General features: G+C 65.6%; 13 protein-coding genes. 3 read left to right on the top strand and 10 right to left on the bottom strand.

Translation table 11 applies throughout. The features are described 5' to 3' along the window. Window positions 1–27: 27 nt before the first annotated feature. Together PRtIB026_RS05850 and asd are read left to right on the top strand one after the other, a co-directional pair. Window positions 28–837, top strand: a complete 810-nt coding sequence (locus tag PRtIB026_RS05850) for a rhodanese-like domain-containing protein (RefSeq protein ID WP_203648195.1) — start codon at window positions 28–30, stop codon at window positions 835–837. Window positions 838–846: 9 nt separating this feature from the next. Next, window positions 847–1,710, top strand: a complete 864-nt coding sequence (gene asd / locus PRtIB026_RS05845) for an archaetidylserine decarboxylase (RefSeq protein WP_203648196.1) — start codon at window positions 847–849, stop codon at window positions 1,708–1,710. Window positions 1,711–1,877: 167 nt separating this feature from the next. Here asd and serB read toward each other — a convergent pair whose 3' ends face one another. Further along, window positions 1,878–3,092, bottom strand: a complete 1,215-nt coding sequence (gene serB / locus PRtIB026_RS05840; protein WP_203648197.1) for a phosphoserine phosphatase SerB — start codon at window positions 3,090–3,092, stop codon at window positions 1,878–1,880. Window positions 3,093–3,228: 136 nt separating this feature from the next. Here serB and PRtIB026_RS05835 point away from each other — a divergent pair, with 136 nt between their 5' ends. Beyond that, on the top strand, window positions 3,229–4,680 hold the full coding sequence (locus PRtIB026_RS05835) for a histidine kinase (RefSeq protein ID WP_203648198.1): 1,452 nt from the start codon (window positions 3,229–3,231) through the stop codon (window positions 4,678–4,680). A 187-nt stretch (window positions 4,681–4,867) separates the two neighbouring features. On the opposite strand, the gene PRtIB026_RS05830 is transcribed toward PRtIB026_RS05835, so the two are convergent. The 9 genes from PRtIB026_RS05830 to PRtIB026_RS05790 form a co-directional block, all read right to left on the bottom strand. After that, window positions 4,868–5,578 carry a PqiC family protein gene (locus PRtIB026_RS05830; RefSeq protein ID WP_203648199.1) on the bottom strand — a complete coding sequence of 237 codons (711 nt, stop codon included), beginning with the start codon at window positions 5,576–5,578 and terminating at the stop codon, window positions 4,868–4,870. A 175-nt stretch (window positions 5,579–5,753) separates the two neighbouring features. Then, entirely contained in the window at window positions 5,754–8,012 is a 2,259-nt protein-coding gene (gene parC / locus PRtIB026_RS05825; protein WP_203648200.1) for a DNA topoisomerase IV subunit A, read from the bottom strand. A gap of 10 nt (window positions 8,013–8,022) precedes the next feature. Next, on the bottom strand, window positions 8,023–8,541 hold the full coding sequence (locus tag PRtIB026_RS05820; RefSeq protein ID WP_203648201.1) for a retropepsin-like aspartic protease family protein: 519 nt from the start codon (window positions 8,539–8,541) through the stop codon (window positions 8,023–8,025). Then, on the bottom strand, window positions 8,538–9,524 hold the full coding sequence (locus PRtIB026_RS05815) for an esterase-like activity of phytase family protein (RefSeq protein ID WP_232856316.1): 987 nt from the start codon (window positions 9,522–9,524) through the stop codon (window positions 8,538–8,540). The genes PRtIB026_RS05820 and PRtIB026_RS05815 overlap by 4 nt, the downstream gene beginning before the upstream one ends. Next, window positions 9,521–11,425 (bottom strand): DNA topoisomerase IV subunit B, encoded by a 1,905-nt coding sequence (gene parE, locus PRtIB026_RS05810; RefSeq protein WP_203648202.1) that lies wholly within the window; start codon window positions 11,423–11,425, stop codon window positions 9,521–9,523. The genes PRtIB026_RS05815 and parE overlap by 4 nt, the downstream gene beginning before the upstream one ends. A 33-nt stretch (window positions 11,426–11,458) precedes the next feature. Continuing rightward, window positions 11,459–12,067: a YqiA/YcfP family alpha/beta fold hydrolase gene (locus tag PRtIB026_RS05805; RefSeq protein ID WP_203648203.1), complete on the bottom strand. Its 609-nt coding sequence runs from the start codon at window positions 12,065–12,067 to the stop codon at window positions 11,459–11,461. Window positions 12,068–12,266: 199 nt separating this feature from the next. After that, window positions 12,267–13,070: a 3',5'-cyclic-AMP phosphodiesterase gene (gene cpdA / locus PRtIB026_RS05800; RefSeq protein WP_244670934.1), complete on the bottom strand. Its 804-nt coding sequence runs from the start codon at window positions 13,068–13,070 to the stop codon at window positions 12,267–12,269. A gap of 85 nt (window positions 13,071–13,155) precedes the next feature. Beyond that, window positions 13,156–13,608: a DUF1249 domain-containing protein gene (locus tag PRtIB026_RS05795; protein WP_023630808.1), complete on the bottom strand. Its 453-nt coding sequence runs from the start codon at window positions 13,606–13,608 to the stop codon at window positions 13,156–13,158. Continuing rightward, on the bottom strand, window positions 13,599–14,216 hold the full coding sequence (locus PRtIB026_RS05790; protein WP_203648204.1) for an NUDIX domain-containing protein: 618 nt from the start codon (window positions 14,214–14,216) through the stop codon (window positions 13,599–13,601). Before PRtIB026_RS05790 ends, PRtIB026_RS05795 begins: the two co-directional genes overlap by 10 nt. Window positions 14,217–14,361: the final 145 nt, after the last annotated feature.

The raw sequence follows: 14,361 nt of genomic DNA, 5'->3' as shown, positions 1-14,361 counted from the left end.
CCCCTCTTTCCACCCTGGAGAACGTGGATGACTGACTTTTCCGGCCTGCCCCTGGTGATCGAAGCCGAGGATCTGCTGCCGCGCCTGGATTCGCCCGAGCTGATCCTGATCGACCTGAGCAGCGCCAACCGCTATGTCAGCGGCCATATCCCCGGCGCCCGCTTCGTCGAGGGCAAGCGCACCCAGCTCGGCCAACCCCCGGCCCCCGGGCTGGTGCCGGCACTGGCGGACCTGGAAAGGCTGTTCAGCGAGCTCGGTCATCGCAACGACGCCGTCTATGTGGTCTACGACGATGAAGGTGGCGGCTGGGCCGGCCGCTTCATCTGGCTGCTCGACGTGATCGGCCATGAGCACTACCACTATCTCAACGGTGGCATTCAGGCCTGGCCCGCCGACAAGCTCACCACCGAGGTGCCGGCAGCGGCCGGTACATCTGTGCGCCTGCAATTGCACGGCGAACCGACCGCCACCCGTGAATACCTGCAAAGTCGCCTGGGCGCTGATGACCTGGTCATCTGGGATGCCCGTGGCCCACAGGAATTCAGCGGCGAGAAGGTACTGGCCGCCAAGGGCGGGCACATTCCCGGCGCGATCAACCTCGAGTGGACCGAGGGCATGGATCTCAACGATCACCTGCGCATCCGCAAGGATATTGCCAAAACCCTGAAGGAACGGGGCATCACTCCGGACAAGGAAGTGATCACTCACTGCCAGACCCACCGCCGCTCCGGATTCACCTACCTGGTGGCCAAGTCCCTCGGCTATCCACGCGTCAAGGCCTACGCCGGCTCGTGGAGCGAATGGGGCAACCACCCGGACACGCCTGTAGAAGTCTAAGGAACCTGCATGAAATCCCGTCTGTTCATCATCAGCCAGTACCTGCTGCCGCACCACCTGCTGTCGCGGCTGGCCGGCTGCGTCGCCGAGTGCCGCGCACGCTGGTTCAAGAACGCCTTCACCGCCTGGTTCGCCAAGCGCTACCAGGTGAACATGTCCGAGGCACTGGTCGAAGACCTCAGCGCCTACGAGCACTTCAACGCCTTCTTCACCCGCGCCCTCAAGCCCGGTGCCCGCCCGCTGGACGAAACCCCCGGCGCGATCCTCTGCCCAGCCGATGGTGCCGTCAGCCAGCTCGGCCCGATCGAGCACGGGCGCATCTTCCAGGCCAAGGGCCACGGCTACAGCGCCCTGGAGCTGCTGGGCGGCGATCCGGCCCTGGCCGCACCGTTCATGGGCGGCGAATTCGCCACCATCTACCTGTCGCCCAAGGACTACCACCGCGTGCACATGCCGCTGGCCGGCACCCTGCGCGAGATGGTCTATGTGCCGGGCCGGCTGTTCTCGGTCAACCAGACCACCGCAGAAAACGTGCCTGAGCTGTTCGCCCGTAACGAGCGCGTGGTCTGCCTGTTCGATACCGAGCGTGGGCCGATGGCCGTGGTGCTGGTCGGCGCGATGATCGTTGCCTCGATCGAGACCGTCTGGGCCGGCCTGGTCACGCCGCCGAAGCGCGAGCTGAAGACCTTCCGCTACGACGACGCCAGCCGTGCGCCGATCCATCTGGAAAAAGGTGCCGAACTGGGCCGCTTCAAGCTGGGCTCCACCGCCATCGTGCTGTTCGGGCCGGAGCAGGTGAAGTGGGCCGAGAGTCTGGGTGCGGGTTCTGCAGTGCGCATGGGTGAGCTGCTGGCGCAGCCGAACCAGGCTTGATCATCCGGTAAGCAAAAGGCCCTGCATGATGCAAATCATGCAGGGCCTTTTAATTGGGGCTGCGTTGCAGCCCTTCGCGGCACAAGGCCGCTCCTACAGGGTATTGCGGCTCTCTGTAGGAGCGGCCTTGTGCCGCGAAAGGGCCGCAACGCGGCCCCGGCTCAAGATCAACCGCGCGCTTCGCGATCGCGCACGCCCAGCAGGTACAGCACGCCATCCAGCCCCAGGGTCGAGATCGCCTGCTTGGCCGACTGACGCACCAGCGGCTTGGCGCGGAAGGCCACGCCCAGGCCGGCCAGGGACAGCATCGGCAGGTCGTTGGCGCCATCGCCAACAGCGATGGTCTGCTCGAGCTGCAGGCCTTCCTCGCTGGCCAGCTGCTGCAGCAGTTCGGCCTTGCGCTGGGCATCGACGATCGGCTCGACGGCAACGCCGGTCACCTTGCCGTCAACCACCTCCAGTTCATTGGCGAACACGTAGTCGATGCCCAGGCGCGCCTGCACCTGCTTGGCAAAGTAGGTAAAGCCGCCAGAGAGGATGGCGGTCTTGTAGCCCAGGCGCTTGAGCTCGGCGAACAGGTGCTCGGCACCCTCGGTCAGGCGCAGCGAGGCGCCGATCTGGTCGAGCACACCCACGTCCAGGCCCTTGAGCAGCGCCATGCGCTCCTTGAAGCTGGCGCGAAAATCCAGCTCGCCACGCATGGCGCGCTCGGTGATCGCCGCCACCTGCTCGCCGACGCCAGCGGCCTTTGCCAACTCGTCAATCACCTCGGCCTCGATCAGGGTCGAGTCCATGTCGAACACCGCCAGGCGGCGGTTGCGACGGAACAGGTCATCGCGCTGGAAGGCGATGTCGACGTTGAGTTCTTCGGACAACGCAAAGAAATCGGCGCGCAGGGCCTGGGCATCGCTGGCCTCGCCGCGCACGGAGATTTCCAGCGCGGACTTGCCCTTGTCGGTCGGGGCATCCAGCGCCACGCGGGCGGACAGCCGCTCGATGCGCTCGATGGTCAGGCCATACTGGCTGATGATCGCGCTGACCCGCTGCAACTGCTGCGGGGTCACCCGGCGGCTGAGCAGGGTAACGATATGGCGCGCCTCGCCCTGGCTGTCGGCCCAGTGCTGGTAGTCGGCCTCGGAAATGGGGGTGTAGCGGGCCTGCAGGTCCAGTTCGTGAGCCTTGGACTGCACGCTCTGCAGCAGCGCGGTGGCCACTTCGTTGTCGGGGATGTCGACCAGGATGCCGAACGACAATGTGCCGTGCATGACCGCCAGGCCTATGTCGAGAATGTTCACACCGCCCTGGAGCAGGACGCCGGTGATGGCCGCAGTGAGACCTGGACGGTCTTCACCAGTGATGTTGATCAGGACGATTTCGCGCAAGACCGGGGCTCCAACTCGATGAAAAATGCGCATTCTACCGATTTTCCATGACCATCGGGCGCCAACGATACTTTGCCGACAAAACACGTATCGCTATACTGCGCAGCAACTTTCTCGCCATAAAGAGCCGAGCTCTGTGAACCGGCCCACGCCCGTAAAACCCGACAACTTCTTCCTGATGATCTACCGAGCCCTGAGCCAGCGCCGAATTCCACTGGCCCTGCGCATTGCCAGCCATAACATCTTCCTGGTGGCCCTGGCCCTGGTGATCTACGCCTGCGTGATGGGCCTGCAGTTCAAGCAGGCCATGCACGAGCAGGCCGATGCCGTCGGCCAGAGCCTGACCACCCAGACAGCCACCTCGGCCACCGAGCTGCTGGTGTCCAACGACATCCTCAGCCTCAACGTGCTGCTGGGCAACCTGGTGAAGAACCCGCTGGTGGCCCATGCGGCCATCTATAGCGTGGACAACCGCATCCTCGCCGAGGCCGGCCAGCGCCCGCGCAACAGCCTGCTGGGCGAAACCGAAGGGGTCTACCAGACCAAGATCACCTTCCAGGACGTCACGGCCGGCCAGCTGCGCATCAGCCTGGACATGAGCCAGTTCCAGCAGCCGATGCTGATCAGCCTGCAGAGCATGGGCATCCTCGCCGCGATCCTGCTGGCCCTGGCCCTGACCCTCAGCCTGCGCCTGGGCCGCTTCATCTCGACCCCGCTGCTGCAGCTGCGCGTCTGGTTGCGCGACCCGCACCCCTACACGCCGGGCACCGACCGCCAGGACGAGATTGGCGACCTGGCGCGCCAGCTGCACGCCCGCCTCGCCCCACCGCCGCCACCGGAGCCTGAGGAAGAAGACGAGGAAGACGATTTCGACGACGCGCCAGCTGCCAAGGTCGCTCCACGGGCGAAAGCGGCGGTACAGACTGTCGATCACGACGAGGACGACGACGCCTTCGCCGATCTGATGGATGAGCAAAGCGCCCCGGCCAAGCCTGTCATCGTCGAGTCCGACGAGCCGCAGTTCAGTGCCGTGCTGGCCGTGCAGCTGGGCTCCCAGGAGCAACTGCGCCGCCTGCCACGCACCCGCCTGACCGAATTGCTCGAACGCTACCGCGACTGCCTGGAGCAGGCCGCTTCGCTGTACGAAGGGGAAGTCCACACCCTGAATGACGGCAGCACCCTGCTGTTGTTCCACAGCCGCGATTGCGGCGAGGACTACCTGACCAACGCCATCTGCTGTGGCGAGCTGCTGCGCGCCCTGGGCCATGCCCTGCAGATCGAGGTGGCTGACAGCGGCATCACCCTGCAACTGCAACTGGGCCTGGTACTGGCCGACGACCTGCAGGGCATGGATCAGGTCGACCTGCTGATGACCGAGCAGGCCCAGGATGCCCTGGCCCTGTCGCAGCACAGCCGCAACCTGCTGCTGGTGGAACGCCGTATCAGCGATGACGCCCTGGTGCGCCAGCGTGCGCGTATTAGGCCGATCGCAAGCCCCGAGGGCGCCTGCTGCGTCGAGCGCCTGATGGAGCCTTACCCGTCGATGCTGGAACGCCAGCTGGCACGGATGCACGAGCGCCGCGCCTGAGTTCTCGCGATCCCTGTAGGTGCGGCCTCGTGCCGCGAAAGGGCTGCGTAGCAGCCCCAGGATCTCAGTGTTGATGCGAAGATTGTCGGGGCCGCTCTGCGGCCCTTTCGCGGCACTAGGCCGCTCCTACAGGTCATCGTGCACAAAAAAGCCCGCATCGCTGCGGGCTTTTTTGTGTCTGCGGATATCAGAAGCGGAACACTTCCATATCGGTACGAATCGGCGAAGCCATCGGGATCTTCGGCTTCTCCGGCTCTTTCTTCACCTGCACCGGGGCCGCCTGCTTGCGGGGCGTCTCCTCGGCGATGGCCGGCTGGTTGGCCAGTGGCTTGACTGCGCTGCTCAGCTGTTCGGCCAGCTTCTGCAGCAATTGCCCCTGGGCCTGGACCTGCGCCGACTCGGTGCCCGCATGGGGCTGCTCGAGGTGGACGATGCGGTTGTCACGCACCTGGCCCCGGCGGTCCAGCACGCGCCACTGGGCATCCAGGATCGCCGGCTGGTTCTTGCCCGAATCCAGGCGGGTGATCGACAGCAGCACCTGCACGTCCGGCGTGAAGCCGGCGCTTGCCGGCGCCAACACCACGCGCTGGCTGTCCAGGCGCCAGGCCAGCTGGCGCACCAGCAACTGGTCGATATCCGACGAAAGGCTACCGGCCCAGCGGCCATCGGTGGCCGCTGTCAGGCTGCCGTCGGCCTGACGCTGGAGAAAGGTCTCGCGTTGCAGGTAGTCGGCCACCGATACCGGGCCGAGCACCACCGCCATGCCCGCCGCCTGGGTCGGCTGGCCGGGTTCACCACTGTCGAGCTGATACAGGGCAACCGGCTGATGCATGCTGCATCCGCTCAGGCCCAGCAAACCAGTCATCAGCAGCGCAAATGGAAGGCGCGGAAATTTCATTCATCCCATCCAGGCGGCCGTCACCAGACTGACCGCAGTGATACTCATGTAGATTCATCCTGGCACTCGGCCACGCCGGCGCCACGCGGGCACTATCATCCGCGAAATAGCCACCAGACTCCAGCATTTCCGCCTGAAGCGGCGCCGAAAGCGCCGCAGCAGACGGCCCATCCACTCAGGCCGGGGTTTCCACCATCAGCCCGTCGACGCGCTGGAAGCCGCGTGGCAATTTGCTACCACGGCGACCACGCTCACCCTTGTAATGCTCGAGGTCATCCGGCTTCAGGGAAAGGGTACGCTTGCCAGCCTGCAATACAAGGGTCGAGCCCTCGCTGATCACCGCCAGGTCGGTCACGTACTCCTCGCGGCTGGCTACCCGGTCGCCCGGCACGCCGATGATCTTGTTGCCCTTGCCCTTGCCCAGCTGCGGCAGGTCGGCGACCTTGAACACCAGCAAACGGCCTTCGGTGGTCACCGCGGCCAGCCAGTCCTGCTCGCGGTTGGCCACCGGGCGCGGGGTCATCACCTTGGCGCCGTTGGGCAGGCTGAGCAGGCCCTTGCCGGCCTTGTTCTTGGCCTGCAGATCCTCACCCTTGACCACGAAACCGTAGCCAGCGTCGGAGGCCACCACGTACAGAGCGTCATCTTCAGGCAACAACACACACTCGAAGGTGGCGCCTGGTGGTGGGGTCAGGCGACCGGTCAGCGGCTCGCCCTGGCCACGAGCCGACGGCAGGCTGTGGGCGGCCAGTGAGTAGCTGCGGCCGGTGGAGTCGATGAGCACGGCGAATTGGTTGGAGCGTCCGGCAGCGGCAGCCTTGAAGCCGTCCCCCGCCTTGTACGAAAGCCCCGTGGCGTCGATGTCATGGCCCTTGGCGCAACGCACCCAGCCCTTCTCCGACAGCACCACGGTGACCGGCTCGGTCGGCATCAGCTCGTTTTCCGACAGAGCCTTGGCCTCGGCGCGCTCGACGATCGGCGAGCGGCGGTCGTCGCCATAGGTTTCGGCGTCTTCGAGCAGTTCGCTGCGCACCAGCTTGCGCAGCTTGGCATCGCTGCCCAGCAGGGTAGTCAGGCGCTTCTGTTCCTTGAGCAACTCGTCCTGCTCGCCACGGATCTTCATCTCTTCCAGACGGGCCAGCTGGCGCAGGCGGGTCTCGAGGATGTAGTCGGCCTGGATCTCGGTCAGGCCGAAACGGGCGATCAGGGCCTGCTTGGGGTGCTCCTCGGTGCGGATGATGTGGATCACTTCATCCAGGTTGAGGAACGCGGTGAGCAAGCCTTCCAACAGGTGCAGGCGCTTCTCGACCTTGTCCAGACGGTGCTGCAGGCGGCGACGAACGGTACCGATCCGGTACTCCAGCCACTCCAGCAGCAGCGCGCGCAGGTTCTTCAGCTGCGGACGGCCGTCGAGGCCGATGATATTGACGTTGACCCGGTAGGTGCTCTCGAGATCAGTGGTGGCGAACAGGTGCTGCATCAGTTCGGCGGCATCGACGCGGTTCGAACGCGGGATGATGACGATGCGGCAGGGGTTCTCGTGGTCCGACTCGTCGCGCAGGTCGGCGACCATCGGCAGCTTCTTGGCCTGCATCTGCGCGGCGATCTGCTCCAGCACCTTGGCCCCGGAGACCTGGTGCGGCAGCGCGGTGACGACGATGTCGCCATCCTCGATGCGGTACACCGCGCGCATGCGGATCGAGCCCTTGCCACTCTCGTACATCTTCAGGATATCGGCACGCGGGGTGACGATCTCGGCCTCGGTCGGGTAGTCCGGGCCCTGGATGTGCTCGCACAGCTGCTCGAGGGTGGCCTTGGGCTCGTCGAGCAGGCGCACGCAGGCGCTGGCCACTTCGCGCAGGTTGTGCGGCGGCACGTCGGTGGCCATGCCCACGGCAATGCCGGTGGTGCCGTTGAGCAGGATGTTCGGCAGCCGCGCCGGCAGCACCGCCGGCTCCTGCAGGGTACCGTCGAAGTTCGGCACCCAGTCGACGGTGCCCTGGCCCAGTTCGCTGAGCAGCACTTCGGCATAGCGCGACAGGCGCGCCTCGGTGTAACGCATGGCGGCGAACGACTTCGGATCGTCCGGCGCACCCCAGTTGCCCTGGCCATCGACCAGGGTATAGCGGTAGCTGAACGGCTGGGCCATCAGCACCATGGCCTCGTAGCAGGCCGAGTCGCCGTGGGGGTGGAACTTGCCGAGCACGTCGCCGACGGTACGCGCCGACTTCTTGTGCTTGGAGTCGGCGTCGAGCCCCAGCTCGCTCATGGCATAGACGATGCGACGCTGCACCGGCTTGAGGCCGTCGCCGATGTGCGGCAGGGCACGGTCCATGATCACGTACATGGAGTAGTTGAGGTAGGCCTGTTCGGTGAAGTCAGCCAGGGAACGGCGTTCGACGCCTTCAAGGCTGAGTTCGAGTGAGTCGCTCATGCGGGCCTCGTCATTTCAGGTTCTGGCGCAGCAGCATGGTGCCGCCGCGCTGGGTAAATTCAAGTTGTTTCAGGGCGCTCATGCCCAGCAGCACGGCCTGGCCATCCAGGCCGGGCACCACCAGCGCGCGCACGTCGCGCAGGTGGATGTCACCCAGTTGCAGGCTGTCGAGCCGGGTGCGGTAGCCTTCGGTGCGGCCATTGGCGGTACTCAGTTGCACCGGGGCGCCGCGGGCCAGGTCCAGCTCGCGGGCCATCGCTTCGGGGATCGCCACATCAGTGGCGCCGGTATCGAGCATGAAATGCACCACCCGGCCATTGATTGCGCCGTCGGCGACGAAATGGCCCTGGCCGTTGCTCAGCAGGCGCACTTCGACGAAGCCGTCGCCCTGCTCGCTCTGCACCACGGCGTTGGGGTTCTGCTGGCGCTCCTCCCATTGGCCGAAAAAGCGCGTGGCCAGGAACATCGCCGCCGCCCAGGCGACGATCATCAGCACCCTGCCCGCCCGCTTGCCCGCTGGCTGGCTCATGGCTTGGCGCTCCAGCCGCCGGCCGGCGCACCGAAGCGCCAGACGACCGGCCGCGTTTCACCGTCCGACCGCGGGCGGTCGTTGTTGTCCACGCCGATCCAGGCACCGTCCTTGTCGATTACCAGCGCCTCGGCCAGGCCATAGGGCTGTGAATAACGACGCGATTCCACCAGCGCATCGGCGGCGAACGACCAGCAGCGCTCCACGGCGCCGCTGTCGGCATCGCGCCGGCAAATGCGATAGGCGTTGCGCTCGAGGGTGAACAGCTTGCCCTCGAACCAGGCCAGGTCGGCGAAGTCGCGGGAAACCGGGCGTGCCTCGGGGAATTGCGGCGGTTGCATTTCCACGCCGGCCTCACTGAGCAGCACGCAGCCGCGCCCGCAGTTCCATACCGACTGCTGGCGCTGCACGGAGAGCAGGCCGCGCCGCTCACGCTCGGCGGCCAGCCACAGGCGGTCGCCCGCCGGGTTGATTGCCAGCCCTTCGAACAGTGCGTTGAAATGCAGCAGCATGCCGCTGGCCCGCGCCTGACGCACCATGGCCTGGTCGATTCTCAGCCAGTCCGGCTCGCCTTCCAGGGGCAGTTGCAGCACCGCGGCCTGGGCCTCGCTGACGATGAACAGGTTGCCGGCCTGGTCGCAGGTGATGCCTTCGAAATCCAGCGCGCCGCCACGGATGTAGGACGCTGCCCAGTTGCGCGATTTCAGCCCCCAGGGCAACCCGGTATCGGGGGCCGGCGGCGGGGTGAAGGTCAGCGGCTGGGCCTGCCAGGCCGCACCGTCCTGGTCCAGGCGGTAGATGCGGTCGTCATCGCGGTCGGACACCGCCCACAACGCCCCCCGGCACCAGGCCAGGCCCGACAGGTTGCCGCCGCGCATGCCATCGACCACGTGCTCGCCGCTGAGCTTGAGCTGCGGCCAGTCGCCGGCCTGGGCCTGCAGGGCGAACAGCGCCAGGCAGGCCATGAGCAACGGACGAATCAAACCAGGACCTCGGCCAGGTTACCTTTGGTTTCCAGCCAGTTCTTGCGGTCACCCGCACGCTTCTTGGCCAGCAGCATGTCCATGATCTCGGTGGTGCCCTGCACGTCGTCCAGGGTGAGCTGGACCAGGCGCCGGGTGTTCGGGTCCATGGTGGTCTCACGCAGCTGCGGCGGGTTCATCTCGCCCAGGCCCTTGAATCGGGTGACCTGCGGCTTGCCGCGCTTCTTCTCGGCGACCAGCCGGTCGAGGATGCCGTCGCGCTCGGCTTCGTCCAGGGCGTAGTAGATCTCCTTGCCCAGGTCGATGCGGTACAGCGGCGGCATGGCCACGTAGACGTGCCCGGCCTCGACCAGCGGACGGAAGTGCTGGACGAACAGCGCGCACAGCAGGGTGGCGATGTGCAGGCCGTCGGAGTCGGCGTCGGCGAGGATGCAGACCTTGCCGTAGCGCAATTGCGAAAGGTCGGTGGCACCCGGATCGACGCCGATGGCCACGGCGATGTTGTGCACCTCCTGGCTGGCCAGGACTTCGCCGCCATCGACTTCCCAGGTGTTGAGGATCTTGCCTCGCAGCGGCAGGATCGCCTGGAATTCCTTGTCCCGCGCCTGCTTGGCCGAACCGCCGGCGGAATCACCCTCGACCAGGAACAGCTCGGCGCGCATCGGATCCTGGCCTGCGCAGTCGGCCAGCTTGCCGGGCAGCGCCGGGCCCTGGGTGATGCGCTTGCGCTCGACCTTCTTGCTTGCTTTCAGGCGACGGCCGGCGTTGCTAATGGCCAATTCGGCCAGTTGCATGCCCAGCTCGGGATTGGCATTGAGCCACAGGCTGAAAGCGTCCTTGACCACGCCGGAGACGAACGCCGCCGCCTCACGGGACGACAGGCGCTCCTTGGTCTGCCCGGAGAACTGCGGCTCCTGCATCTTCATCGACAGCACGAAGCTGATGCGTTCCCAGACGTCCTCGGGGGCCAGCTTGACCCCGCGCGGCAACAGGTTGCGGAACTCGCAGAATTCACGCATGGCGTCCAGCAGGCCCTGGCGCAAGCCGTTGACGTGGGTGCCACCTTGCGCGGTGGGGATCAGGTTGACGTAGCTCTCCTGGATGCTGTCGCCGCCCTCGGGCAGCCACAGCAGGGCCCAGTCCACGGCTTCCTTGTTGCCGGCCAGGCTGGCGCAGAACGGTTCGTCGGGCAGGCGCAGGTACTCGCTGACCGAGTCGACCAGGTAGGAACGCAGGCCGTCCTCGTAGTGCCATTCGACCTTCTCGCCGGTGCCCTTGTCCTCGAAGCTGATGGACAGCCCCGGGCACAGCACGGCCTTGGCCTTGAGCACGTGCTTGAGGCGGCTGATGGAGAATTTCGGCGAGTCGAAGTACTTCGGATCGGGGGTGAAGTACACGCTGGTGCCGGTGTTGCGCTTGCCGACGGTGCCGACCACTTCCAGCTCGCTGGCCTTGAAGCCGTCGGCGAAGGTCATCTGGTATTCGTTGCCGTCGCGCTTGACGCGTACCCGCACCTGGCTCGACAGGGCGTTGACCACCGAGATGCCGACGCCGTGCAGGCCGCCGGAGAACTGGTAGTTCTTGTTGGAGAACTTGCCGCCGGCGTGCAGCTTGGTGAGGATCAGCTCGACGCCGGAAACGCCCTCTTCGGGGTGGATGTCCACCGGCATGCCGCGGCCATCGTCGCTGACCTCCAGCGAGTGGTCGGCATGCAGGATCACCTGTACCGAGCGGGCGTGGCCTGCCAGGGCTTCGTCGACGCTGTTGTCGATGACTTCCTGGGCCAGGTGGTTGGGCCGGCTGGTGTCGGTGTACATGCCCGGCCGCTTGCGGACCGGATCAAGGCCCGAGAGGACTTCGATGGCGTCTGCGTTATAGGCGCTAGCGCTGGGATTGGCCATGGGTTCTCGTCGTCAGTCTGGTGAATGCAAAAGTCAAAATACAGAAAAATCCAGCGCCGCATACTGCCCGCGGGCAATGCCGGCGAAGGCCAGCAGGGCCGGGAGCTGCTCGGCGAAGCCCTGGTAGCTGTGGTCGCCGCCAGCCTGGATACGCAGGGCACAGGCGCGGTAATAGCGCTCGGCGTGGCGATAGTCCAGTGTTTCATCGGCGGTCTGCAACCACACTTGATAGCGGGCGGCGTCCTGCGGCGGCGGCACTTCCAGTTCGGCCAGGGCGTCCACGTGGTCGTGGGTCAGCTCCCAGGCCTCATCGGTATAGAGGTTGCGCTGGGTGCCCAGGTAGCCGTCGAACAGGCGGTGCGGGCCGACCGCCGGGTTGACCAGCAGGGCTTTGAGGCCGTAGCGCTCGGCAAGGTGAGTGGCATAGTAGCCGCCGAGGGAGCTGCCGACCAGCAAGGGGGCGCCGAGCTCGACGATGGCGGCCTCCAGCTGGGCAATGGCCTGGCGCGGGTGGTGGTGCAGGGCCGGGACGCGCAACTGGTCGGATAGCCCGAGCCGCTGCATCAGCGCCTCGAGCTGGCACGCCTTCTTCGACAGCGGCGAGCTGTTGAAGCCATGGATATAGAGGATGGAACCCGACATGCTGCCCCCGGACGCAAAGACGCGCAGTGTAGCGTGTTCGAAGGGCATTGGCGCAGCGTGGGGATTTTCGCAACAAATTCTTCAAACAGCTGGGGGCGCTTTGCGCCCCTTTCGCGGCACAAGGCCGCTCCTACAGGGAGACGCGTACCCTGTAGGAGCGGCCTTGTGCCGCGAAAGGACCGCAAAGCGGTCCCCTGATTCAGTAACCCGGGCTGTCGAAATCCAGCTTCACCTCGAAATCGCACGCCCGCTCCACCCCGGTCTCCAACCGTCCGTCGGCATGCAGCCGCAACCAGCGGTAGCCCGGCTGCTCCTCGCTCACCTTGAAATCCTCGCTGCGCGGCGCGAACTGGATGCAGGTCGAAGGCGTGGCGAGGCAACGGATGTCGTCGCGCACCTCATCCCATTCCTGATGGATATGCCCCCATAGCAGCGCCTTTACCTGTGGATAACTGCGCAAGCGCTTCAACAACTCATCGGCATTGCGCAACCCGATCGGTGCAATCCACGCACAACCGATATCCACCGGCTGATGGTGGCAGCACACCAGGCAATGGCGTTCGCCTGCCCCGTCCAGCGCCTGGTCAAGCACCGCCAGCTGGTCGTCAGCCAACAAACCGAAGGTGGCACCCACCACTGCCGAATCGAGCATGACGATGCGCCATTGGCCAATGTCCGTCACCGCCTGCACCAGTTCCGGCGCCACGGACTGCATCACCTGGGCCTCGTCATGATTGCCCGGCAGCCAGCGTGCTGGCGCTCCCAACTTCGAGGTCAACTCGCTAAATACCTGGTAGGAGGCGACGCTGGCATCCTGCGACAGATCGCCCGTGCACAGCAGCAGGTCGATGCGCGGCTGCTCGCGGCGCACTTGGCCGATCACATGCTCAAGGCTGTCACGGGTATTCAGGCCCAGCAAGGTGCCCGCCGGATCGGCGAACAGGTGGGCGTCGGTCAGTTGCACCACATGGATGGGTGACGGAAGTGAGTGTGGTTGCGGCAACGGCCGTCTCCTCGAGCGGATTCAGCACCGATTATGGCGGCGGATCGGTTTCGAGCAAGTACTCGAAACCGACGCGCATCACATTTCAGCGCACCGCTTCCAGTTCGTGGCCACAGGCCAGGCAATGGCTCAGCCATTCACCGAGGAACAGGTTGAGCTGAGCCTTCTCGTCCGGCTGGTGCATCGCCGTGTTGGGGTACGGGTAGATGCTGCGCAGGCGGCGGGCATGTTCGGCGCTGACCACCTCGGCCATGCGTGCGTCATGGTAGACCTGCACCTCCAGCTCGGGCACCGGCAACCAGGGCAGGCTGTGCTCCTGGCGCACCTTGAGGGTGGTGGTGTAGGGACAGGCGAGCAGCACTTCGAGCACCAGCACGCCGAGCATCTGGTCGCCCTGGGTCATGCCGATACGGCGCGAGCTCTGCGTGGTGCGCATGTCCGGCAGCAGGCGCATCAGACGGGCATAGTTGGCCTCGCAGGCCGACTGCAGCCCGACCAGGTCGACCCGATAGCGCTCACGCAGCAGGTTCACTTCCACATACCTCGGACTTCGTCACGGTTGAGCGCCAGCCATTGCAGGCCGATGATCGTGGCGGCGTTGCAGATACGCCCGTCACGCACAGCCTGCAGGGCATCCTCGAACGCCCACACGCGCACGCGGATATCCTCGCTCTCTTCTTCCAGGCCATGCAGGCCACCGGCGCCCTCGCTGATGCAACGGCCCAGGAACAGGTGGACGTACTCGTCGCTGCCGCCAGGCGAGGGGAAATAGCGCGTCATCGGCCACAGTGCGGAAAAGGTCAGGTCGGCCTCTTCCTGGGCTTCGCGATGGGCAACCTCCTCCGGCTGCTCATCCTTGTCGATCAACCCGGCGACCATCTCGATCAGCCAGGGGTTGCCGACCTTGCCCATGGCCCCCACGCGAAACTGCTCTATCAGCACCACTTCATCGCGCTGCGGATCGTAGGGCAGCACACAGACGGCGTCATGACGCACGAACAGCTCGCGGGTGAACTCGCGGCTCATGCCGCCGGCGAACAATTCGTGGCGCAGGTGCAGCTTGTCGAGCTTGTAGAAGCCCTTGAACAGATGCTCACGCCGGGTGATTTCGACCTGGGTGGGCACAGTATTTGACGTGTCCGTCATGCAAACTCCTTGATACCTCGTTTACCGCATCGCGCAATCCTACTCTGCGCGCCGCCCGGTTTCATCCCTTTCCGGCGACCGTTCGGGCAGCCGGGACAGGCGCGCCGCTCTCTGTTAGCTTAGTGGCGAACTGAAGGCCGCGCAG

It is taken from the genome of Pseudomonas sp. RtIB026 (genome assembly GCF_016861355.2).
GTDB lineage: Bacteria > Pseudomonadota > Gammaproteobacteria > Pseudomonadales > Pseudomonadaceae > Aquipseudomonas > Aquipseudomonas peradeniyensis.
The sequence above is the reverse complement of the archived record's forward strand: the minus strand, read 5'-3'. Positions and strand labels throughout refer to the sequence as shown.